Genomic DNA, 22,826 nt, shown 5'->3' with positions numbered 1-22,826 from the left:
ACACTGCGATGGAGGCTCCCGCCTCCCGAGTGCACACCGCGTGTGGCAAGAGCCGCACCGTCAGAAGCGTTCCAAGGCGGAGCCTTGGAACGAGGCAAGCAGGATGCTTACCCCACTTCCCACTTGTTCGCAGACGCCGCCCTTCCGCTACTTGCCCCGACCTTTCCCCTTGGAACCCCTGGCTCCAGACCCCGGATTGCCGCGGCTGCCTCGGTCACCTCCGCCGCTCCGACCCACGTCGCGTCCGGACGCTTTGAATCCGCCGAAACCGCCGCCGGTCGCTTTGAGCCCGCCATCACCCCCACGGCCGCCGGACGCCTTGAGCCCACCGATGTCGCTGCGGTTGCCAAAGCTGCCGCGATTGATCATCGGCGGAGACGATTGCCGCGGCGGAGACGATTGCCGCGGCGTGTAAGATTGCCGCGGCGTGTAAGAGCGCCCCTGGGGGATCGAACGGCCGGGCGTGGAGGAACGAAGATCGGGGATGGAACGGACGCTCGGCAGGTCACGGCTGGTGGAACGACCGAATCCGGACGACGGATTAAATCCGCTGCCACGCGGTGATCCGAATTGACGAACCGGCGGCGATGAGTTCTCAGGTGTCGGCGTGCGGTTCCCCCTCTCGCTGCCCCTGATGTTGTTGCCACTGATGGCGCTGCCCCTGATGGCGCTGTTCGACCCGTCTCGCCCGCGAATCGACGAGGGCACGCTGCGCCGCGGCACATCGTCCTCTGGCAAGCGAAAACTGGATACCCGTGAAGGCCCCCGCATCGTTGCGGATCGACCGGCCGTTGATGCATCACCCAGCTTCCTTCCTGGTGACAACTTTTCAAAATCGCTGCGCGCCTTGCGAGTCTTCTCCTGTGACTGTTCCGCGAACCGCCCCAACGACGAGGCTTGGGTATCGCTGATGCGACGGAATCGAATGTCATCCGCATTCCGCCGGGCGTAGTCTTCCAACGGATTCCCCAAGTTTGGCCTGCCGACACTCACGCGGCTTCCCTGGCCCGGTTCGGGACCGGGGCCCTGCGGCCCTCGATCCGCATGTTGTCTCGCATAGGTACGCGGCGGTCTGAGTTCTTGATGTTCCCTGAACTGTTGATGTTGTCGTGCGATGCGATCCAGTGAAGGCTCTCGATCATGCAGCGAACGAATTCCGTAATAGGAGTACAACGGATCGTAGCGCCGTGGACGCTGGTAGTAGCTGATCCAGGGTTGGTACCGCGTACCGTATCCCGCTCCGTAATAATCGCCAAAGTAATAGCGACCATAACGCGGGTTAACGAACAGATTCGCCAGCAGATCCAGACCGCTGTTGATCACATAGCGCGGCCGATACCAGTAGTTGGCGCGCAGATAGATCGGTGACCGATAATACACCGGGGTAAACAGCACGCCACGCCGCTGAAGACGATAATCCCAATAGCCGGATCGGAAGATGCAGCCCCGCGGTGTCCAGACGTATTGATTCGGGATCCAGACCCAATTGGGCTGGGATCTGGCCCAGAAGCCCGGCGTCCATTGGTATTCGCTCGCTTGATAGTTCCAGTTCCCGGGCACATAGAAATAGTTGTCTGCCGGAGCCGGAGCGGCCGGCCCCTGCTCGAGTGATTCCGGCGGCGGGGGCAGATAATCGACGGTTGGCGATTGCTCGTTCGCCCAAAAGCCTGCGACGCGACGATAGCCGTCTTCGGCCGGCTCCCAGTAGCCGGCGACCCAGCGACGATGCGGGGGCACTTCGCGCCACACCCCACTGATCCACAGGTAGTCACCGAGTTCTTCATCCCAATCCCAATACCCCGGGATCCACGTCGACCGATCACTTTCCGGTCGCAGCGTCGGCGGCAGTTCCTTGACCGCCGGCGGAGGCGCTTTGGTGACCACGGGAGCGGGTTGCGGATCGGCCGAATACGGTTCGGCGTACGACTCGTGCAACGGTCCGTGCGTCAAGTATTCCACGCCCGCTTCGCCCGCCAGTGGATCGTTTGGCGCCGGATCCACCGTTTGGACGTCGGAACTGACGCTTTGCGGCGCTGGCTGAAGCTGAATCAGCGGGACGCTCCGCTCGTCGCCCTGAGGACTTTGAGCAAACAGCGGCGTGGACAACAGAATGACAACTGCGGTGTGGAGACCAGATTGGTAAAGAGAACTTGGGAAACGGATCATCATGGGGGGGTGGCTATGGTTGAATTGCCCGGCGGACGCCTTTGTGCTTCGTCAACTTTTATTCGTAGGGTACCGCGGAAAAGGGGTCAGGTACCAAAAATGCGAAGCACCCTGCGGGCCATTTGGTTTTTGGTACCTGACCCCTTTTCCGCTCGACAAACGCAGGCTCGAAAATTGAAAGCTGACAAAGCACTAGGTGCCAAACGTGATTGCAAACGACGTACCGTCCGCCCCATCTGATCCGATCCGAGCGGACATCCGAGCTTGTTGACGTTGTGGAACGCGAGTCTCCGGCGGTTGCGATTAATTTGTCCGCGATTGGGCCGAATCAATCGCGACGCAACGCGACAGATCGATTTGACGACACGCCGGCTGGTTTTGCGACGATACGGGAGCTTTGCCGGCTGCGATTTTCGGGTTACGTACGAGCGGCACGGGCATCGGTAACCTGAGATTCAGCAACCGTTGGTGTTCGAGCCTTGAGGGACCGTCCAACATTGGACGGCCGGTTTCTTGAGTACGATGGCCCTTCCGGGCTGTCGTCCGTTGGACTCCCGACGACGACCTGGAAAGGACGTCGTACCACTTTCGCAGCGATCGGGGCCGAGCCCGGGCTCACACCGGCGAGGATTCGCTGGTCAGCAACTGATCGACTTCGTTGCTGACGATGACGCCGTAATTGATCGCCCCCAGCCAACCGCTCATGATGATCCCGACGCTTCCGGCGTGGTACATGCCTCCGACCTGGCTGGGCAGTTCTCGGCTGACCCCCAGGCCTTCGAATTTGGTGCCGAAGCTGGCGCCTCGTTCGTGGAGGGTGTAGTGCTGGAACGTGCGCGGTGTCGCGGCCTCGGCATGTTCGATCTTGTCACGCACGCCCGGCAGGTAACGCTCCAACGCGTCGATCGTGGTCTCCACCAGATCTTGCTTGCTCGCTTCATAGTCCTGTTCGTTCAGATCGTTCCAGTCCGACCAATTGGCGTTGGTGCTGCTGACGACTGCGTAGCGTTCTTTCGTTTTCCACGGTCGCGTCCGCGGATAATAAAAGCTGAACGTGCGACTGGTGATGTCACGGCTGAGCAAGGACTCGGTTTTGAATTCCTCCGCCGTGCTGGTGAAAAACAGGTCGCCGCTGCTCTCGTCGATCGTTTCGCCCTCTTTGAGCGCCATGTAGACCTGCGTGCTGCTATTGTTCAGCCGCACGGCGTTGGTTCGTTGGACGTAGTCGGCATCGAGTTTTTCTTCGCCGATCATCTTCAAGATCGTGGTCCGCAGGTTCGCATTGCTGACGACGGCACGGCAACGAATGGTTCGATCGCCGACCCGGACCGCGTTGACCCGACCGTCTTTGATGTCGATGTGGTCGACCGGACAATTGATGCGGATGTCAACGCCGTTGGATTCCAATTCCTTTTTCATCCGCTTGATCAGGTCGTCGGTTCCCCCTTCATAGATATACACCCCCTTGCTCATGAAGTTGCTGAAGACGATTCCATAGGTGATCGCGGGGTCTTCCAGTGTGGAACCGTTGGCGTAGGTGATCGGTTCCATCAACAGACGAACGATGTCGTTGCGTCCGGGAAAGAACCGCTCGAACAATTCGCCGGTGGTGGTGGTTTGGTCGTCGTAAAAATTCATCCCCCGCGCGGTGTCAAAGAACGACTTGACCGTTTCGGGATCCTGATCGAACTGCTCGACCAACAACCGCGAGAAGTCTTCGCGGTCGAACGTCGTGGTGAGCGAAAATTGGGGGTTGTCGAAGCGGATGTTTTTCAGCTGGACGATTCGATCGGAGATGTCACGGTTCCAATAACGGCGACAGGATTTGATCATCCCGTGGGGGAACCCGTGCAGGGAGATGTCGAAGGTATGGCTTCCCGGCCGCAGAAACCAAGTTGCCAACCCGCCGAGTTTGTAGTGCTGTTCCAACAACAGCACCCGATGGCCGGCACGACCGAGAATGTTGGCACTGGTCAGCCCGGCCAACCCGCTGCCGATCACCACGACATCGTATTCGTCTTGGGCACCTTTTAGAAAATCACGCGGCATGGAACGGCAGCAGCAAGGGGGAAGAATGAATCGGATGCGTCTTGCGGGGATAATTTGAACGATGACAGGCTGGAAGCCTATCCCACCAGGGATGACAGGCTGGAAGCCTATCCCACTAGATGGCGCCGATGTCGGGTTGCAGTTCGGCGAACACGCCCACCATTTCACCGCTCGGCGGCCCGTCACCGTACAGCATCATCGCCCCCTCGCCAACCAAGACCCGCTCATCCAACAGCCGCAGCGACTGGCCGACCGGTCGGGTCGAACTCTGGCGGGTCACGCCAGCGGTCAGCCAATCGTGTGACCGGCGAAAGATCTCGACGTGGTTTTCCGGCAGCACGGTCGCCATCCGGCGGGTCCCATCGGCACCGCGACGAAGTGTCGTGATTTTCCAGCGATCATCCCGTGGATCTTTCAGAATTCGCACCGTCACGACCGATTCGCCCGGCGGCACGGCGACCGCACCGAACCAGCGGGGCGCGGCTGCGGATTCCGGCCACAGCGAACTGTACGCGATCCGATACGGCGGCGAGGCGGGGACACGCACCCGCAGCCGATACGTCATCGGCTGGTCACTGATCAGTCGTGCCGCAGCAATTTCGTCTGCTGCCGTGGGCGGCAGATACCCCGTTTCCTCACGCAACCGCCGCAATTCGGCTTCGGCCGTTCGCAAACGGACCGCCGTCACACCGTAGGCCGACGCGAGCGCGACCACCAACAGCATCGTCAACAACCCGGTCAGGGAAAACTGAACCGGCAAGCGTCGCGACGACGTTGCGGATGCCCCTTCGCTCATCCGACCGACAGGGACAGGGCTTGCTGGACGACGGCTTTTGATTTTTCCAAACCTTCGCTCGCAACGGCCAGCGCGTCACGTTTCCAGTAGTCGGGGTTGAACAATTCCAGCGAAAACGTTCCCGTGAATCCGTTGTCAATCAATCCGCGAATGATCTTCGGCAACGGGCACACGCCATCGCCGGGGAACACGCGATCCTTGTCGGCGATTTTGTCTTGCGGCGGATCGGCCGGGTAATCGTTGATGTGAAAGCACAGCATTTTAGAGGCTTCGATCATGGACAGACCGGCGAAGTCGTTGCCGCCCTTGTAGATGTGATAGAAGTCCGGCAAGACGCAAGCGGACGGATGAGCCGCCGCGGTGGCCACGTACGCCAATTCGCCGAGTTTGCTGAGCGTGGGCGAAAATCCCCACAATTCCAATTGGGGCTGAACGCCGACCGAGGCTCCGACTTCGCACAACGCGCGATAACGCTCGGCGACCAACTCCAACGGCGGCGAAACACTGCCGCCGCGATGCGCCCCGATCGGCGGCGCCGCGATCAGTTTGCCGCCCAGGCCCGCGACCAGTTCCATGTCGTGACGGGCCGCTTCCAGACCCGCCCGCCGCTGTTGGTCGTCGTCCGAAATCCAATTGGCAAAACCGATGGCGCTGGCGACAAACAGCCCCGCGTCCTCGATACGTTTGCGCAGGTCCGCAAGTTTGCCGCCTTCGGCAAGGAAGGTTTCGATGTCACGCATCCAGGGTTCGATCCCGTCGTAGCCGGCCGCCGACGCGACATCGACCTGTTTTTCGATGCTCAGATTTTGACCGCGAATCGTACTGGTGTTGAGCGAAAAACGAACGGGCAGGTCGGGGGTGCTCGGTTCTGCAGCGGCGAGTCGTGTGGGCAGGCTGGGAAACGTTGCAGCCGATGCCGTGGCGGCGGTGGCGGCCCAGATAAATGAACGTCGGTTGGTCATGTCGATCTTTGGAAAGCTAGGTAGGGTAGCCGCGTAGTTTAATCTCAAACGGACCTGCGTTGGCAACGTGGCGTAAGCTTCCCGCTTGCGTTTTCGGCACCGCTTGCGGAAATGGGGCAGGTACCAAAAATGCGAAGCACCCTACGGGCCATTTGGTTTTTTGTACCTGCCCCCTTTTCCGCTCATCGTTGATTTTAAAGGGATTTCGTCACTCTCCCTCTGGGAGAGTCGAGCGTAGCGAGGAGAGGGTTTGCGTCGTTGCTTGGGGGCGCCCATCAAGAGTGAAGTGAACGCCGCGATTCACCGTTCGACCTCCCCTCGCTGCGCTCGACCCTCCTGTCAGGAGGGTTGCTATAAAAACTGCACGACCTCCACACGGGAGGGTTGCTCGATTCGAATTTCAATTCGTACACAACGTTAGGGTCAGAAGATCCTAGCGACCATCGGCAACAAACCGGCCGGGCTGGATAGTGACGGGACGCTTCTCGGCTGGGAAGACGCGACGGAATTCAGCCGCCGCCAAGTCCGAGAGCCTGGGTGAGAGCGTTTCGATCGCCAGCCGATAGGCATCAAACGCGGACGTGCGACGGCCGGCAAGGTACTGCTTGCGGGCGAACCGAACGAGCGCTTTGCCTTCGGCATCGGGGTCCGTTTTCGAAGCCGCAGGCGTGATCGGTCGCTTGGAGAGCGACGAGGTTCCCGTCCCCTTCGGCGGCAACCCACGAATCTGGCGATCGATCGCGTCGTGATCGATGATCGTGACATGGGCACTCGCCCCGGCATGCCCCACCCCCGCTCCGATGCCGCGCCCGCCGCCACGACGCGAGGACCGTCCGCTCGCCGACCGCGAAACGCCGCCCAAAGAGGCTCGTCCACCGGTCGGCACGAGCACGCTGCCGGAGTACGTGAACCGCGAGAACGACGGCAATTGGATCGTCGACTGGGCCGACGCGAGATGATCGATCCCCAACGTCAACAGTGCGGTGGTGACAACAATGCCGAGTCGATTCATGGGACAAATCCGCCTCTGACGCGTCGTGATTGACCAACATCCAGACCGTCAGCTACTTCTTGATTTTGTCGCCAAAGTTACGATTGAACTTTCGCACCTTGTCTTTGACGACCAGTTGGCAATAGCCGTAATTGGGGTTCTTTCGATAGAAGTCCTGGTGAACTTCCTCGGCCGGATAGAACGTCGTGGCCTTTTCCAGCAGGGTGACGATCTTGCGGTCAAATTCGCCCGACTTGTTCAATTTCTTGATGTACGCTTCCGTCGCGTCCTTCTGCTGCTCGTTGTGGAAGAACACGCTGCTGCGGTACTGCGGCCCTTCGTCGGCACCCTGTTTGTTCAGTGTGGTCGGATCGTGCGTCTTGAAAAAGACTTCCAGTAGCTCTTCGTACGTGACCTGGGACGGGTCGTAGTAGATTTCGACCGCCTCGGCGTGTCCGGTTTTCTTTCCGCACACCTGCTCGTAGGTCGGATTGGGAACGGTGCCACCGATGTAACCGCTGATCACGTCGTTGACGCCGACCATCCGCTCGAACACCGCTTCGGTGCACCAGAAACATCCGCCGGCAAAGGTGGCGACAAGTTCTTCCTTCGGCGGCTGGTCTTTGGTATCAACCTCGACAGCGGAGACATTCAGGCAGAAGCTGGCCAGCGCGGCCAGGACCCAAAAGCAGATCCAGAGGGTTTTCAGCGTCTTGCGTTGGGGTTGCTCGACCACTCGAACTGCAACTCTCGTGTTTGACATCATCGAACGGATTCCTAACTGATCTGGTTCTGCGTGCACGTCTAGACTGGACTCGATTATACGCTTCCGGAAAGGTGAAAAGTCGTCAACCGACCGAACATAGGCAGAAAGCTTGACACAATCAATCGAAGATCACGCCGCGACGGCGACAGACGCCCATTTCGACATCGTCCACACCGTCGCGGAGGACGAAATCGACGCGCAGCAGCACGTCCACAATTTACGCTACGTCCAGTGGACTCTCTGGGCCGCCGGCCGGCACACCGAGTCGATCGGATGGGATGCCAAGGCGGCCCTGGCACGCGGGCTCGGGTGGGTGGTACGCGAACACTCCATCCAGTACCGCGGTGCGGCGTTGGCCGGAAACGAAATCATCGTCCGGACCTGGGTTCACGATCTGCAGCGTTTTGCTTCGCGGCGAAAATACCTGATCTGCCGCCCGGCCGATCGCACGGTGTTGGCCAAAGTGGAAACCCGTTGGGTGTTTGTGGACTTGAACCGACACAAGGCTTTGCCGATCCCGGACGAAGCCAAGCAGCATTTGGTGATCTGCCCCACGCCGCCGCCCTTGCCCTGGGAACCCGCCCGATCCCAGCGGGACGCGTGAGCGACCGGCATCCCAGCGGGACGCGTCACGGTCTGTTGATCAAGTGAGCTGCGACGCGTAAGCGGCCGGGCATTTCGGCGCGATGCCCGAGGCCTGACGGCCAGCGGCTCACCATTGACTCCGCAGATCCCGATTCGATCGACATGCCGGTCAGCGACCGGCGCGTGTTGATTTCGCCACCCCCAGCGCCACTGGCTCACGCCACGTGCTGAGATGCGGCCGCTACTGATTCAGGGCCTCGTCGATGATTTCGCGACTGGCACGCGTGCCGAGTGCACCGATGATGCCGTACGGGCTGGCGTCCCCGGGGCGAATGCCATCGTTTTGTCCGGCCCGGGAGTCTCCCGACCCGATCGAGTCGGAAATGAAGACGACCGCCCCGTCCCCCATCAAAATGTGCGCGCCGCCTTGGTGACGACTGCTGATCGACCAGTTGCCTTCGGTCAATTCGTGTGCACCGTGCAAGCACAATTCGGTGTTGGGGGGACGATTGGTGGTGACACTGGAATGGATGTGCCCGAAGTTGGCCCAACTGAATCCGCGCCGTGTTCCCAATTCGACCGCCACCAAATACGCCGAACCGTCGTCGTTCTTGGGGTTGTGTGCGGGGAACGCCGTCGGAACCCAAAACGAAGGCCGTTCCGGATCGATCAGGGTTCCGGAATCCTGGCAGGCCATCGTCCCACCGGCCGCACTCATCGTCACTTGCAGGCCGTCGACATTGCTGACGTCGAACAACCCGTGCGATCGAGTGTCGCGGTCCAGCAGGTCGGTCATGATTTCGCCACAGCAAATCGTGTTGGAGAGCCCGTCCAGGATGTCGCGGAATCGCGTGAATTTGCGTGTGACAAAAATCCCACGTTGCCAGCGGGCCACAGCGCTGGCCTGGATCACCGAAGGCGGTTGGTAGTCGCCGTGTAAAAAGTTGGTCAACCCGATCCGCGTCGACATCGCGCTGTCCCCGATGCAAGCCGCATAGTTGGTGCGCCCCAATGCCGGCAATCCCGTACCGGGGTCGCTGGGACAGCGCAGCGTAGGGATTTCGGTCACCCAGGGCCGGTAACCATATTGGCCCCCTTGGGGCTTGGGCCCCATCGGTTGCCAGGGCGGATTGATCGGGTTCCCCAGCGGGTCGGTGGCCAGCCGATTGGAAATCTGCCCCCACAAGGCTTGCTGCTCCATGAACGGGGTCAGCCCGACCAGAAAGCTGAGGCTCTTTTGGTTCGTGCGCGGTGAATAGAACGCCAACGTGTTACCGGCCAGGTAGTCGATCCCGGTCCCGCCGCCGTGCATCGGCAGTCGCTTGAAGGCGGAGTGATAATTGTGGAGCGCCAGACCGACTTGTTTGAAGTTGTTGCTGCAACTCATCCGCCGCGCCGCTTCGCGGGCCGCCTGGACGGCCGGCAACAACAGGCCCACCAAGATTCCGATGATCGCGATCACGACCAACAGTTCCACCAGCGTAAACCCGGCAGTGCTTCGCCTCGACATGGAGGGCTCCTCGTTTCTGAAAAATTGGTGGACGGTCGTCTTCACTCGGCAGGCGGCCCGGTCGCTGCCGCGGCATCTTGCTCCAACGCTTCCTGCTTGGCTTTCTCAAGCTCTTCGATCTCTTCCTCGGACAGCCCCGAGGTTTCATCGATCTTGGCGTTCATCGCCCGCTGCTCTTGCTCGCTGATCTGGTAGGGGTTCTCGTTCAAGGGGACATCAACCACCCCTCCTTCATGACCACCACAGCCCGTCATGACGAACATCGACAAGCAGACCAGACCGGCTGCCAAAAGCATGCTTTTCATTAGAGTTCACTCGAAAAGGACGTGAAGAGGACGCGTCGGCGGAGCCGGACAGAACCGGGACGACTGTATTGTAGCCAGTTTCGCGCGGCAAACACGCAGGAAGCATTTGGGGCGATGAAAGGGAAGTCGGCATGCCTCGTCGAGGCGAGGGGCATGCGGATCAGGTGAAGAAGTCACCCTCCCTGGCAGGGAGGGTCGCGGAGGAGTTTACGCTCGGAGCGGGGAGGGTCTATGTGGCTGGAAACCGCTCAGCGACGATCGCTCGACCCTCCCCTCGCTGCGCTCGACCCTCCCTGCCAGGGAGGGTGACTTGTCGCGTTCCCCACCGCGTCCCCGATTACCGTAGTTTCTTGGCCAGAAACCTCGCCGTCGCGTTGTCCGCTCGTCCGGCGATTTGTTCCGGCGTCCCCTCGGCCATCAGCCGGCCGCCGTTGATGCCGCCGCTGGGGCCGAGGTCGATGATCCAGTCACAGCAGGCCAGCAGGTCGAAGTCGTGCTCGATCACGACGACCGTGTTGCCCGAATCGACCAACCGTTGGAGCACGCCGACCAGGCGTTTGACGTCGTCAAAATGCAATCCCGTCGTCGGCTCGTCGAGCACGTACAGCGTGTTTCCGGTTGAGGTGCGGGCCAATTCCGTCCCCAGTTTGATTCGCTGAGCCTCGCCGCCGCTGAGCGTCGTGCTGCTCTGCCCCAGGTGCATGTAACCGAGCCCGACGGCTTGAAGCGAGCTGAGCAAGCGATGGGCCGAGGGCATGTTTTCAAAAAACGCGGCGGCCTGGTCGATCGTCATCGCCAGCACATCGGCCACGTTGGCGCCTTTGAATCGCACTTGCAACGTTTGGCGATTGAAACGTTTTCCGCCGCAGCGGGGACAGGTCACGAACAGGTCGCTGAGGAAATTCATCGAGATCCGCTCGACGCCGTGCCCCTTGCAAAGTTCGCAGCGTCCGGCGGCCGAGTTGAAACTGAATCGGCTGGTCGTGAACCCGCGTGTTTTGGCCTCCCGCGTCGCCGCAAAGACCTTGCGAATCTCGTCCAACACGCCGCTGTAGGTCGCCGGACAGGAACGTGGACTGCGCCCGATCGGGGCCTGATCGATCGGCACCAATTTGTCCAATTCCGCCGCGCCGGTCAGTTTGCCGAACTGGGCAATCCCGCCTGCCGGGGTGGGCAAACGTTTGCCGTGGGCCAATTGATACTCGACCGCGGGCAGCAGCGTGTCGACGACCAGCGAACTTTTACCGCTGCCGGACACGCCGCTGATTCCGATCAGACATCCCAGGGGAAATCGCGCGGTGATGGTTTTCAGGTTGTGTGTGTTGACGTCGGTCAGGGTCAGGAAACGATCCGCCGCGCGACGCGTTTCCGGGACCGGCACCGCGTCGACGCCGGACAGGTACCGTCCGGTCAAACTGCGTTTGTTGGCCTGGATCCGTTTGGGCGTTCCGGCTGCAACAATCTTGCCGCCCTGGGCTCCCGCGCCGGGACCGACATCGATCAAACGATCGGCCGCCCGCATCGTCGCTTCATCGTGTTCGACGACGACGACGGTGTTGCCGTTTTGTTGCAGCCGTCGCAGACAGCGGATCAAGCGATCATGATCGGCCGGATGCAATCCGATCGAGGGCTCGTCCAGGATGTAGCAAACGCCGACCAGGCCGCTGCCGATACTGGTCGCCAGCCGCACGCGTTGCAGTTCGCCGCCGGAGAGTGTTTCGGCGCTGCGGTCGAGCGTCAAATACGAGACGCCGACTTCGTCTAAGAATTCCAGTCGCTTACTCACCTCGGACTGGATCGGTTTGGCAACGGCGCGATGGAGTGGCGAGAGCGTGGGGCCGAGGCCGCCGATCCAAGTCGCCGCGTCGGTCAAATTCATCGCCGTCAGCTCGGTGATCGAAACGCCATCGATCGTCACGCCCATCGCTTCGCTGCGCAACCGCCCACCGTTGCAGCTCGGGCAAATCGTTTTCCCATCGCCCGAATCGACTTGCCCCAGCCCGTCACAGGTCGGGCAGGCGCCGTAGGGGCTGTTGAAGGAAAACGTCCGCGGTTCGATCTCTTCGACGCTGGCCCCGCACTCGATACATGCCATCGCGGTGTTGTAGATCGAATCGATCCAGTTTCCACTTTCATCTTGCACCGCCGCGGTCACCAGCCCCTTGCCCAGCCGCAACGCCAACGAGAGCGAATCGGCCAGCCGAGACTCGACGCCCTCTCGCACCACCAATCGGTCCACGACGGCTTCGATGGTGTGGTTTTTGCGCACCGCCAACTCGGGCGCGTCTTCCAACAGATACATTTCGCCGTCGACGCGGACGCGGACCAAACCGGCGACCTGGATCGATTCGAACACGTCCCGATGAGCTCCCTTGCGGCCGCGCACCATCGGCGCCATCAACACCAGCTTGCTGCCCTCGGGTCGGGACAACAACGCATCGCGGATCACGTCGGCGGACTGGCGGGCGATCGCCGCACCACAGCTGCCGCAATGCGGTAGCCCGACGCGTGAAAACAACAGACGCAGGTAATCGTAGATTTCGGTGACCGTGGCGACGGTGCTGCGGGCACTCGTCGAGCCAGGCTTTTGATCGATCGCCATCGTCGGCGCCAAACCGTCGATCAGATCCACATCCGGTCTCGGCAACGAATCCAAAAATTGCCGGGCATAGGCCGACAGGCTATCGATGTATTGGCGTTGTCCCTCGGCGAACAGCGTGTCAAAGGCCAGCGAACTCTTGCCGCTGCCCGAAACGCCCGTGATCACCGTGATCGCATCGCGGGGAATCTCCACGTCCACCGATTGCAGATTGTGAACCCGCGCGCCGCGGATTCGGATCGAGCTGGCGGAACGGGATTTCGGCACCGATCGTTCTGGATGCGGGGGAAGGGACGAAGACACGTGATGGTCCGTCAGTCTAGGACATCAGGCAACCGATGACATCAGGCCCAGCGACCGTCGGTGACGTTGTGTGTCACTTCTCGGGACGTCAATTGTATAAGTGACGGAGTTGATCGCAGCGGAAAACGCCAAGACTTTCGCGAGCCGCCGGCCCTCTCTGGCGTTTGCTTGCTGCGCAAACGCCGTCTCTCCCAGAGGGAGAGAGACTCAATCGGTTGCCAAAAGCAGCAGCAGTTGAATCGACGTCCCCAGACGTGACGCACAGCGTCACCTACAGCAGTACAGCATCACCTACCGCAAACTCAAGCCGCCTTGGCAAGTCGCTTGGCCACCCGTGGCGGCGGCTCGCGCCAGCGTCGGTGCAACCACCAGTATTGTTCGACCGCTTCGGAAACGCTGATCGCCAGCTGTCGGTTGTACCACTTGGTCAACGATTCGACGGACTCGCAATCACCCTGGGGGTCATTCTCCGGATCGGCGACGGCGACGCAAGCGGATTCAAATTTCATCGGCTGGCCATCGATCCGCCGGGTGGATCCGGCCAGCATGGGCGCACCGCTGCCGAGCGAAAACAACGCCAGCGCTTTGTGGCAGGACGCCGGAACGCCCAGAAACTTGGTCCAACATCCCTTCGGGCCGGCGTGTTGATCGGCCAGGATCGCGAGGGTGCCGCCGTCGGCCAAATGCTGATCGACCTGGATCGCGCAGCCGTCCTTGTCCAACATCCTCTGCCCCTTGGCGCTGCGGAATCGGTGGACCCAGGCGTCCAGAAAGGGGTTGTCCAAACGACGGGCAATGGTGGTCGATTCACACCCCATCAATCCCGCGGTGTAACCGCCGATTTCGAAGTTCCCGAAATGCCCGGTCACCATCACGGTCGGGCGTTTGGACAGACAGTTGCGCAAAATATCGCGGCTGTTGCGAAAACAAACATACTGGGACCAGTTGGTCAGGTGCAGCCGCCGCTGGGCCCAGGCGATTTCGCAGACCATCAGCATCAGCGAGTGCCACATCGATGCTTCGATCGCCTTCCGCTGACGCTCGCTGGCGTGGGGAAAGACCTGTTTCAAATTGCTCGCCGTGGTGCGTTTTCGGAGCGGCCCGAGACGGCAAATCAGGGTCGCCAACACTCGACAGAGGGCATCGCCCAGGTCCAGCGGCAGCGTCTGGATCACCGCGACGACCAGCCGAATGACGAGGTAGCTGGAAAAATCGATCGCCCGCTGCCGCGCCGGTTTCCAGCCGGCGGCCAGTTTCCTGCCGGCGAGGGGCATGAATCGTGTGATTGGCGTGACCATCGGGATCAGATCGAAACGGGGAAAGACTTGCGTAACCTGACGCCGCCTGCCGCGGACGCCCCCGTCCAGAGTGTCTCAGAAGTGACGCCTCGGACTCCAGAGCGATTTTTGCGGCTCCAGAGTAAAATGCCACCCCAGCGGGACGCGTCACAGGCTGTCGGTTTTGGACCGTCGGAAGAATAAGTGGCGGGGATTGATTGTGGGATAGGCTTCCAGCCTGTCGTTTTCGCCATGACAGGCTGGAAGCCTATCCCACTTATTCTTCCGACGGTGCTTAGTGAGCCGCGACGCGTCAGCGGCCGGGCATTTCGGCGCGATGCCCGAGGCCTGACGGCCAGCGGCTCACCATTGACTCCGGTCTTTCAAGCTGAAACCGGACGGCTCGCGCCGTTCCGCTAACACCTTCGGCCGACCGACGTGGGTTGATCGACGCGATAAAACCGGGCATACGGACACTATTTTCGCATTCGTCGATTGTCACCGCTGGGGTGGTGGTTGTTGGATCGGTGCTCGAAAGCGAACATGCCGCTTCCCAGCATTTGGTTTTCGTTTGTCCCCCCCAATCCCCAGACCGATGAATTCCCCCGACCCCTCCGGTTCATCTCCCCCCAAACCCCAGCCTTCCGACGGCCCCTGCGCGGTCGTGTTGGCCGCCGGCAAGGGGACCCGCATGAACAGCGATTTACCCAAAGTCCTCTGCCCGGTCGTCGGCCGTGCGATGATCCATTTCGTCATCGATGCGTTGGAAGCCGCCGGCATTTCGCGTCAGATCGTCGTGGTGGGCTACGAGGCCGATGCGGTCAAGCGAGAACTGGCGACGCGGTCGGGCAGCAACATTCAATTCGCGTTGCAGGCCGAACAGCTCGGGACCGGCCACGCCGTGCAGTGTTGCGGTGACTTCCTGGCCGATCAAACCGGGCCCACGATCGTGGTCGCGGGAGATTCCCCCTTGATCCAAGCCGCCAGCTTGAAAACGCTGCTCAAGCATTTCAACGAAACCCAACCGGCCCTGCTGTTGGGCACGCTGAAAAAAGACGACCCGACCGGTCTGGGCCGGATCGTGCGGAACGAAGCCGGCGAGTTCATTGGGATCGTCGAACACAAGGACGCGACCCCCGAGCAGTTGGCGATCAACGAAGTCAACATGAGCACCTACCTGTTTCGCACGCCGGATCTGCTCGACGCGCTGGCGATGTTAAAAAACGACAACGCCCAGGGCGAATACTACCTGACCGATTGTGCGCGTTTGTTGCGAGAATCCGGACGCCCGGTCGCGGCATTGCCGGCGCTGCAACCGTGTGAATCACTGTCGATCAACAATCCCGACGAACTTCGATTGGTCGACCAACAGATGCGGACGATGGGTTATGCGTGAATTAAAAATCTTTAGCGGCAGGGCCAATCCCGATCTGGCGATGAAAATCTGTCGCCACCTGCACCTTGAACCCGCCGCGATCTCGCTGGGCAAATTTCCCGACGGGGAAAACTACTGCAAACTGGACGAAGACGTTCGCGGACGCGACGTGTTCCTGGTCCAGCCGACTTGCCCGCCGGTCAACGACAACTTGTTCGAGTTGTTGGTGATGATCGATTGTTGCAAACGCGCCAGCGCCGAACGCGTCACCGCGGTGATCCCGTACTATGGCTACGCGCGACAAGATCGCAAAGACGAAGGCCGCGTGCCGATCACGGCCAAGATGGTCGCCAACATCATCGCCCGCGCCGGTGCCGATCGCGTGTTGACGATGGATCTGCACGCCGCCCAGATCCAAGGCTTCTTCGACGTCCCGGTCGATCACCTGTATGCCGCACCGGTGCTGAACGAACACTTCAGCAACCGCGGATTGACCGATGACAAGATCGTCGTGGTCAGCCCCGACGAAGGCAGCATCAAACGCGCCGTCGGCCACGGCAAACGCCTCGGCGGAAAACTGGCCATCGTCGACAAACGACGCACCAACGCCTTGGAAGTCCGTCAAAGCACGATCATCGGCGGTCCGGTCGAAGGCAAGATCGCGCTGATGTTTGACGACATGATCAGCACCGCCGGATCGATTTGTGGTGCCGCCAAACTGGTTCACGAAGCCGGTGCCGCGGAAATCCACATCGCCTGCACCCACGGAGTCTTCTGCGGACCGGCGATCGAACGGTTGCGCGAAGCCCCCGTCGATTCGATCACCGTCACCGACACGATTCCGATCGCCGCCGACAAAATGTTGCCCAAGATGGCCCAGCTGTCGGTCGCCCCCCTGTTGGCCGAAGCGATCAAACGGATCCATCACGATCAATCGATCAGCGAACTGTTCCGCGAACGGTAATACGTCCGGGCTCAATCGGAACACCGCACCCAGTTCAGAAACAACCCTCCCGCGCGGAGGTCGTACAGTTTTTAAAGCAACCCTCCCTGGCAGGGAGGGTCGAGCGCAGCGAGGGGAGGGCTCGGTCACTGCTTCGAGGAAGCTGCCGCTCAACTTCATGCCGATGCGATGAATCGGGCCTGCGGGGCCATGCCGGGGATGGCAATCAGGAAACTGACGGCGCATCCGGCACATCCGGAGTTTCTTGAATGGTTTTCGCTCCGCTCATCGCGGGTCGGGTGAAAACCCTCCGTTGGCGGCCAGCGGGCAATCCACATTTCAGGATCATCTCCGCACGCCCCACAACGGTCATCTCGGTTTTCTTATGGCCCAGAACTCGCCAGCCCCTGAACACGTTCTCCAGCCGCATCGACGGATTTTGGAGTTGGATTCGCTGCGGGCGCTGGCCGCGATCAATTTACTGTTGTTCCATTTCACGCACGTGTACAGCGTGAAATTCGGTTACACCTCGCCGCTGGGTTTCGAATGGCCCTACGGCGCGTACGGCGTCGAGATGTTTTTTATCCTGTCGGGGTTCGTCAACAGCATGTCGCTGATGCGACGCGGAAAACCCGTCGACTTCGTCGCCGCACGATTGATCCGCATCCTGCCGATCTTCTTGATGGTGATCGTTGCCAATCTTTGGATCATGAGCTTCGCGCCGCTCAACGAGATCGGCATCACGACGGCACAGTTCGCCGCCAATTTGACGTTGCTGCCGCGGATCTTCGGCCACGAGTGTGTCGATCCGGTGATGTGGACGCTGCAAGTCGAGATGATGTTCTACTTCACGCTGGTGGCCTTGTATCGATCCGGCGGTCTGCGACGCTACTTCATCGGTTGGGGATCGCTGCTGGTCTTGTCGTATTTCGTCTGTCCAACGCTCGATGCGGTGGAATCGACCGCGACGGGCACCTGGTGGTTCTCGCTCGCAACGGCCGCCCGGCGACTGATGCTGCTGGATTTCGTGCCGTTGTTTGCGATGGGGTTCCTGCTGTACATGATCAAAACCAAAACGGGTCGGATGTGGCAGAATCTGGCGGGCATCGTGGTCGCCGCCTTCGTCTTCCACAGCATCGATCACGGCAAACACAACCCGGCGGCGACGGCACTGATCCTGGGGCTGGTGACCGCGTGTGCGTATGGCAAGATGCCGCTCTTGCGATTCCGCCCGCTGTTGTTCGTCAGCACGATTTCCTACGCGCTCTACCTGTGCCACAACAACTTGGGGTGCGTGTTGATCCACCGACTGGACCACAGCGGTTATCCGCCGGTGGTGTGTTTCGGTTTGGCCGTCGTGTTCGCGTTCTGCCTGGCGACGCTGGTGACCACGCGGGTCGAAGGCCCGATCACGAACTGGTTGCGGACGCGTTGGGAACGCTATCGCAGTGGCGAAGAGGCCACAGCGACGGTGGCGGCGGAGTAGCGTCACTGCTCGCTGAGTGCGGCGGCGAGCTGTTCGTAGGTTCGCCCGGAATCGATCTTGTTGCCGCGGTTGTCCAGCGCGATCTGGTAGAGGTGTTGGCCACAGGTGGTCGGGTAATTCCCGGTCACACAGGCCCGACACAGATTGTCCGCTGGCAGATCGATGGCGCGTGCGAGCGCTTCGACCGGCAGATACCGGAGCGAGTCGGCGCCCAAGTCATCGGCGAGCCGTTGCTGGGCTTCATCGCTCAATTCGCCTTCGGTGCCGAAATACTTGGGCCCGATCAACTGATCGATCGTGCTCATGTCGATGCCGTAAAAACAGGGCGCGACGATCGGCGGACAAGCCACGCGAACGTGAATCTCTTTGGCCCCGCCGACTTCGCGAATCCGATCCAACAACACGTTCATGGTCGTGCTGCGGACGATCGAATCTTCGACCAGGATGATCCGTTTGCCTTCCATCACTTCCCGCAGCGGCGTGTATTTCGTCGCCGCTTTGACTTTGCGGGCCCGGCCGCCTTCGATGAACGTTCGACCGGCGTAGCGGTTTCGGATCAAGCCTTCGCGGCAGGGGATGGAGAGTTGATAGGCCATCGCGTCGGCGGCGGCTTTGCTGGTGTCCGGCACGGGGACGATGATCGTGTCGGGATCGTCCAACGGGACGCGACCGAGTTCGCGTTCACAGCGAGCGAGTTCTTCCCCCAGTCGTGTCCGGGTCATATAAACGCTGCGGTCATCCAACGTGCTGGCGACGTTGGCGAAGTAGATCCATTCAAAGAAACAGTGGGCGGGTTTTTGGACCGGCGCGAATTGTTCCATCCGAAACCCGGACTCGGGGCTGACAATGATCGCGTGTCCCGGCGGCAGCGATTTGATCTGATCGGTTTCAAACCCCAGGTTCAGCAGCGCGACACTTTCGCTGGCTGCGGCAAACAGGGGGCCTTCTTGGACATAGCACATCGGCTTGATGCCCAGCGGATCACGGGCGACGATCATTTCGCCTTCGGCGGTCAACAATGCCAACGAGTATGCACCGTCAAAATCGCCGGCGACTTGTCGCAGCACATCGATCCATTCGATCCGCTCGGTCGAATGGCTGAGCACCCGGCCGATTTCGTGCAGGATAATCTCGGTGTCGGTATCGAGTGTCAGGTGATGGTCACCGTCGGCCAACAAACGTTCTTTCAAGACGCCATAATTCGCCAGCTGGCCGTTGAAACAAAAACTGAACCATTTTCGTTTGTGGATGTGATCCCGCACAAACGGCTGGGCGTAACTGCGGTCGTCCTGGCCACAGGTGGCGTAGCGGACGTGACCGATGGCCGCACGCCCGGCCAGACCGCGCATCAGGGACTCGCATTTGGCGCGGTGGTTGAGCCGAAACACCTCGGTGACGGTGCCGACGTCTTTCCGCGTGTGCAGCAATTTGGCTCGATCGGGATCATAGGTGGACATCCCCGCAGCCAATTGGCCGCGGTTCTGGATATCCAGCAACATCCGGGGAAGCAGCCGAGAGATCTGACGCGGCCCCTCGTCGGTGCACATCGGGCTCCGCCCGCGGCCGGAAAGATGGTAAATCGCCGCGACACCGCATTCGTGATGCAACTCGCTCATGCCGGGGTTTGCTCGTCAAACGTTGAGAGGGGGGGATCATGGGATCGCAGCGAGCAAAAGACTCGTCGCTGATGTCTACGTGCCTATTGTCCAAATGCAGACCGATTTGTCGAACCGCCCAGTCGCGGGGAGGATTCGATTTTCGAAAATTTGACGCGGTTTGGCCAATCCCCCGCCGGTTGCCGGATAGCCGATCGTCGGGTCTAAAGTTATCGTGTCCGCACGTTCTGTCGCTTCGACAGTTTACCTGAGAACGTCCGCCGGAACTGGTTTTTCGCGTTCCATCCAAACTTCCTCGCCGTTTGTTGCCTTTGTGACTGATTCGGATTCCAGCCAGCTGCGTCACGCCGCGATCGAGGGAGCACGCTGCGTCGTCGTCAAAGTCGGCACGCGGGTGTTGACCGATCCCCAAGGCAAATTGGATCGCCGCCGCATCGAATCGCTCGCCGAGGGCCTATGTCAGATCGCCGACACGGGACGCCAGACGGTGATGGTCAGCAGCGGGGCGGTGGGCGCCGGCATGGGAAAACTGAATCTGGACCGACGCCCGACCGATTTGGCGAAACTGCAGGCCGTCGCCGCGGTCGGACAGGCCGATCTGATCCAGGCCTATGAGAAAGCGTTGGCCGGGTGCGGCCGGCACGCCGCACAAGTGCTGCTGACCCGCAACGATCTGCGCCGCCGCGACGGCTACCTGCACGTCCGAAATGCGTTGGCGAGCATCCATGAATTGGGCGCCGTGGCGATCGTCAATGAAAATGATTCCGTCGCCGTCGCTGAATTGATGACAACATTCGGCGACAATGATCGGCTGGCCGCACAAGTCGCCGGCCTGCTGGATCAAGCCTTGCTGATCATCCTGTCCGATGTCGACGGACTTTATGACGGTCCCCCGGACGCCACCGGCAGCCGACGTATCGACTTGGTGAAATCGCTCGACGAGGAAATCTTGGGACTGGCCCAAGATCATCGCAGCACGCTCAGCAAGGGCGGCATGTCCAGCAAGCTGTCGGCGGCAAAGCTGGCGACCGCCCACGGACACTCCGTCATCATCGGCCCCGGGCGCGACGACGCGGTGCTGGAAAAGATCCTCCGCGGTGATTCGATCGGAACGCTGTTTTTGCCCACCCAGCGAACCCTCCGCGGGCGACGCCGTTGGATCAGTGGTTCGGCGGAAGTCGAAGGTCAGTTGATCGTGGATGCCGGAGCGGCGCGGGCACTCCGCGAAAACGGCCGCAGCCTGTTGGCGATCGGAATCCATGCGGTCCAGGGCAAGTTCAACGCCGGGGCCGTGGTGGCGATCGTCGACCACGATGGCAACGAAATCGCCCGGGGCCTGTGCAATTATCCCTCCAAAGAAGTCGACCGGATCAAGGGCAAGATCAGCGACATGATCGCCGGCATTTTGGGGCACCGGCCTTACGATTCGGTCGTCCATCGCGACAACATGACGCTGCGAATCTGAGGCGGTAACACTCCCCGGCGTTCTCCGCTTGGTGAAACAGACCCGCCCGCCACGCGGCAAATGAATTCGCCGCGTCCTTTCTGTCGCCAGGTGCCGCCATGCCCGTTTGGACCCCCAAAACGCTGCTCTTTCCGTTCTTCATCGCCCTGGGCCTGATCGCCCTGCCCGACCGTCCACTCCGCGCCGATTCGGCCGGCTATCAAAAGACGCTCAAAAGTACCGCGTGGGTGATCACCAGCAACGCCGAAAACGAAACCTCCGCGGGGACCGGCGTCTACGTCGACGCCGAAAAAAAGCTGCTGTTGACCAACGCCCACGTGATCGGCGAAAGCCGCAAGGCCGTCGTCTTCTTTCCCACCCAAACCGCCGGCAAGCTCGCCGTCCGCCGCAAATTCTACCTCAACAACATCCTCAAACTGGGCATCCAGGGCGATGTCGTCGCGGTCGATCGCAAACGCGACTTGGCCCTGATCCAATTGCCCCGGGTGCCATCGGGCATCGAAGCGATCGAGATGGCCGACGACAGCACGACGCCGGGCGCCAAAGTCGCTTTGGTCGGCAACCCCGGCGATAGCGAAATCCTCTGGGTCTACACCGCCGGCACCGTTCGATCGGTGTACCAAAAGAAATTCAAATCCACCCACGGCGAACATGACTTCATGGCCCTGGAAACGCAGAGCCCGATCAAGCCGGGCGACAGCGGCGGCCCGATCGTCGACGAAGACGGCAAGTTGGTCGGATTGGCCCAGTCGTTCTCCCCGCAAAGTCCACTGGTCAGCTTCTGTGTCGACATCACCGAAATCCGCCCGATGCTGGACAGCCCCTGGAAAAGCGCCCCGCTGCCGGCCAAGGTGCTGCTCGATGAAGCCGGGATCGAATACACCAAACACGCCAGCGGCCACTACCAGATCGATCGCAGCGTCGGATCGAAAACCCAAGCGGTTTTCGTCGCCAAAAACACCGAGTACCACGGTCGGGCCGACATCCGCCGCATCTGGTCGACGGTGCAGACCACCGACCAGGCCCCCGGTGAAACGCTGCTGATGCGTCTGATGCGTCAGAACACCGCCACCAAACTGGGCGCCTGGGCGGTCGAAAAAACCGCCTCCGGCTACGTCATCTTCTACGTCGCCAAACTCGACGCCACCGCCAGCGACGAAGCCCTGGAAAGCACCATCGACTACGTCGCCCGCCTGGCCGCCGCCATGGAACAAGATCTCAAACCGAAACCCGACCAACAAACCGCCCAAGCGACCCTGCAAGCCTGGTTGGCCGAGTAGGGGGAGGGACAGGTTTCAGGTTGCAGGTTTCCTGACTCTGACGTTTTCTATGTATCGCGTTTCGCCGGACTGGCGAAGTCTGTTAGGCCCGGAGGGCCGGCAGAGTGCATGCCGGTGGCGTGAGCCACCGGAGATGGTTACACGGAATCTCTGAGGCCCAGCGGGCCGACACAATTCCCCAGCTTTTAGCATTACCCGCAGCTCATGAGACCGATTGTGCCGGCCTTTCAGGCCTCCGTGATCGAGGTCTTTCCATTTCGGTGGCTGACACCACCGGCAAGCATTGTGCCAGCCCTTCGGGCTGCATCGCGAACAAACATAGAAAACGTTAGCGTCAGAAAACTTGAAACTT

General features: G+C 60.8%; 17 protein-coding genes. 6 read left to right on the top strand and 11 right to left on the bottom strand.

What is annotated here, in order from left to right; translation table 11 throughout:
* Window positions 1–147: 147 nt before the first annotated feature.
* The 6 genes from Enr13x_RS39340 to msrA all read right to left on the bottom strand — a co-directional run bounded on the left by Enr13x_RS39340 (window position 148) and on the right by msrA (window position 7,730).
* Complete coding sequence (locus Enr13x_RS39340; protein WP_145385645.1) at window positions 148–2,169, bottom strand: YXWGXW repeat-containing protein; 2,022 nt, start codon at window positions 2,167–2,169, stop codon at window positions 148–150.
* A 612-nt stretch (window positions 2,170–2,781) separates the two neighbouring features.
* Window positions 2,782–4,215 (bottom strand): phytoene desaturase family protein, encoded by a 1,434-nt coding sequence (locus tag Enr13x_RS08690; RefSeq protein ID WP_145385644.1) that lies wholly within the window; start codon window positions 4,213–4,215, stop codon window positions 2,782–2,784.
* Window positions 4,216–4,330: 115 nt separating this feature from the next.
* Window positions 4,331–5,011 (bottom strand): hypothetical protein, encoded by a 681-nt coding sequence (locus tag Enr13x_RS08685; RefSeq protein WP_145385643.1) that lies wholly within the window; start codon window positions 5,009–5,011, stop codon window positions 4,331–4,333.
* On the bottom strand, window positions 5,008–5,973 hold the full coding sequence (locus Enr13x_RS08680) for a sugar phosphate isomerase/epimerase family protein (protein ID WP_145385642.1): 966 nt from the start codon (window positions 5,971–5,973) through the stop codon (window positions 5,008–5,010). Before Enr13x_RS08680 ends, Enr13x_RS08685 begins: the two co-directional genes overlap by 4 nt.
* Before the next feature lie 433 nt (window positions 5,974–6,406).
* Complete coding sequence (locus Enr13x_RS08675; protein WP_145385641.1) at window positions 6,407–6,985, bottom strand: hypothetical protein; 579 nt, start codon at window positions 6,983–6,985, stop codon at window positions 6,407–6,409.
* Window positions 6,986–7,037: 52 nt separating this feature from the next.
* The gene (gene msrA, locus Enr13x_RS08670; RefSeq protein WP_145385640.1) at window positions 7,038–7,730 is read right to left on the bottom strand and encodes a peptide-methionine (S)-S-oxide reductase MsrA; all 693 of its coding nucleotides are present in this window, start codon (window positions 7,728–7,730) and stop codon (window positions 7,038–7,040) included.
* A gap of 109 nt (window positions 7,731–7,839) precedes the next feature.
* Here msrA and Enr13x_RS08665 point away from each other — a divergent pair, with 109 nt between their 5' ends.
* Entirely contained in the window at window positions 7,840–8,334 is a 495-nt protein-coding gene (locus Enr13x_RS08665) for an acyl-CoA thioesterase (protein ID WP_231744167.1), read from the top strand.
* A 222-nt stretch (window positions 8,335–8,556) separates the two neighbouring features.
* On the opposite strand, the gene Enr13x_RS08660 is transcribed toward Enr13x_RS08665, so the two are convergent.
* From Enr13x_RS08660 to Enr13x_RS08645, 4 genes are all read right to left on the bottom strand, one after another.
* Window positions 8,557–9,825, bottom strand: a complete 1,269-nt coding sequence (locus tag Enr13x_RS08660) for a DUF1559 domain-containing protein (protein WP_145385639.1) — start codon at window positions 9,823–9,825, stop codon at window positions 8,557–8,559.
* 41 nt (window positions 9,826–9,866) lie between these two features.
* Window positions 9,867–10,130 (bottom strand): hypothetical protein, encoded by a 264-nt coding sequence (locus Enr13x_RS08655; protein WP_145385638.1) that lies wholly within the window; start codon window positions 10,128–10,130, stop codon window positions 9,867–9,869.
* 337 nt (window positions 10,131–10,467) lie between these two features.
* The gene (uvrA, locus tag Enr13x_RS08650; RefSeq protein ID WP_145385637.1) at window positions 10,468–12,996 is read right to left on the bottom strand and encodes an excinuclease ABC subunit UvrA; all 2,529 of its coding nucleotides are present in this window, start codon (window positions 12,994–12,996) and stop codon (window positions 10,468–10,470) included.
* A gap of 338 nt (window positions 12,997–13,334) precedes the next feature.
* Window positions 13,335–14,330 (bottom strand): lysophospholipid acyltransferase family protein, encoded by a 996-nt coding sequence (locus tag Enr13x_RS08645; RefSeq protein WP_145385636.1) that lies wholly within the window; start codon window positions 14,328–14,330, stop codon window positions 13,335–13,337.
* A gap of 574 nt (window positions 14,331–14,904) precedes the next feature.
* On the opposite strand from Enr13x_RS08645, the gene Enr13x_RS08640 reads away from it, so the two are divergent.
* The 3 genes from Enr13x_RS08640 to Enr13x_RS08630 all read left to right on the top strand — a co-directional run bounded on the left by Enr13x_RS08640 (window position 14,905) and on the right by Enr13x_RS08630 (window position 18,113).
* Entirely contained in the window at window positions 14,905–15,705 is an 801-nt protein-coding gene (locus Enr13x_RS08640; protein ID WP_145385635.1) for a sugar phosphate nucleotidyltransferase, read from the top strand.
* Complete coding sequence (locus tag Enr13x_RS08635) at window positions 15,698–16,648, top strand: ribose-phosphate diphosphokinase (protein ID WP_145385634.1); 951 nt, start codon at window positions 15,698–15,700, stop codon at window positions 16,646–16,648. Before Enr13x_RS08640 ends, Enr13x_RS08635 begins: the two co-directional genes overlap by 8 nt.
* Before the next feature lie 364 nt (window positions 16,649–17,012).
* A complete protein-coding gene (locus Enr13x_RS08630) occupies window positions 17,013–18,113 on the top strand; it encodes an acyltransferase family protein (protein ID WP_145385633.1) in 1,101 nt (366 codons plus the stop codon).
* A 2-nt stretch (window positions 18,114–18,115) separates the two neighbouring features.
* On the opposite strand, the gene Enr13x_RS08625 is transcribed toward Enr13x_RS08630, so the two are convergent.
* On the bottom strand, window positions 18,116–19,729 hold the full coding sequence (locus Enr13x_RS08625; protein ID WP_145385632.1) for an amidophosphoribosyltransferase: 1,614 nt from the start codon (window positions 19,727–19,729) through the stop codon (window positions 18,116–18,118).
* Between the two features lie 313 nt (window positions 19,730–20,042).
* Between Enr13x_RS08625 and proB the strand changes: the two genes are divergently transcribed.
* Window positions 20,043–21,194, top strand: a complete 1,152-nt coding sequence (gene proB / locus Enr13x_RS08620; protein WP_231744166.1) for a glutamate 5-kinase — start codon at window positions 20,043–20,045, stop codon at window positions 21,192–21,194.
* Window positions 21,195–21,292: 98 nt separating this feature from the next.
* Window positions 21,293–22,474, top strand: a complete 1,182-nt coding sequence (locus Enr13x_RS08615; RefSeq protein WP_145385631.1) for a S1 family peptidase — start codon at window positions 21,293–21,295, stop codon at window positions 22,472–22,474.
* The last annotated feature ends 352 nt before the right edge of the window (window positions 22,475–22,826 follow it).

Source organism: Stieleria neptunia, from assembly GCF_007754155.1.
Taxonomy (GTDB): Bacteria; Planctomycetota; Planctomycetia; order Pirellulales; family Pirellulaceae; genus Stieleria; species Stieleria neptunia.
Note: the sequence above shows the minus strand (reverse complement) of the source record. Positions and strands in the feature narration are given on the sequence as shown.

Excerpts from the sequence above, each read along its gene's own strand:
- Enr13x_RS39340 (WP_145385645.1), bottom strand. The coding sequence starts at position 2,169 with ATGATGATCCGTTTCCCAAGTTCTCTTTACCAATCTGGTCTCCACACC.
- Enr13x_RS08690 (WP_145385644.1), bottom strand. The coding sequence starts at position 4,215 with ATGCCGCGTGATTTTCTAAAAGGTGCCCAAGACGAATACGATGTCGTG.
- Enr13x_RS08685 (WP_145385643.1), bottom strand. The coding sequence starts at position 5,011 with ATGAGCGAAGGGGCATCCGCAACGTCGTCGCGACGCTTGCCGGTTCAG.
- Enr13x_RS08680 (WP_145385642.1), bottom strand. The coding sequence starts at position 5,973 with ATGACCAACCGACGTTCATTTATCTGGGCCGCCACCGCCGCCACGGCA.
- Enr13x_RS08675 (WP_145385641.1), bottom strand. The coding sequence starts at position 6,985 with ATGAATCGACTCGGCATTGTTGTCACCACCGCACTGTTGACGTTGGGG.
- msrA (WP_145385640.1), bottom strand. The coding sequence starts at position 7,730 with ATGATGTCAAACACGAGAGTTGCAGTTCGAGTGGTCGAGCAACCCCAA.
- Enr13x_RS08660 (WP_145385639.1), bottom strand. The coding sequence starts at position 9,825 with ATGTCGAGGCGAAGCACTGCCGGGTTTACGCTGGTGGAACTGTTGGTC.
- Enr13x_RS08655 (WP_145385638.1), bottom strand. The coding sequence starts at position 10,130 with ATGAAAAGCATGCTTTTGGCAGCCGGTCTGGTCTGCTTGTCGATGTTC.
- Enr13x_RS08645 (WP_145385636.1), bottom strand. The coding sequence starts at position 14,330 with ATGGTCACGCCAATCACACGATTCATGCCCCTCGCCGGCAGGAAACTG.
- Enr13x_RS08640 (WP_145385635.1), top strand. The coding sequence starts at position 14,905 with ATGAATTCCCCCGACCCCTCCGGTTCATCTCCCCCCAAACCCCAGCCT.
- Enr13x_RS08635 (WP_145385634.1), top strand. The coding sequence starts at position 15,698 with ATGCGTGAATTAAAAATCTTTAGCGGCAGGGCCAATCCCGATCTGGCG.
- Enr13x_RS08630 (WP_145385633.1), top strand. The coding sequence starts at position 17,013 with ATGGCCCAGAACTCGCCAGCCCCTGAACACGTTCTCCAGCCGCATCGA.
- Enr13x_RS08625 (WP_145385632.1), bottom strand. The coding sequence starts at position 19,729 with ATGAGCGAGTTGCATCACGAATGCGGTGTCGCGGCGATTTACCATCTT.
- Enr13x_RS08615 (WP_145385631.1), top strand. The coding sequence starts at position 21,293 with ATGCCCGTTTGGACCCCCAAAACGCTGCTCTTTCCGTTCTTCATCGCC.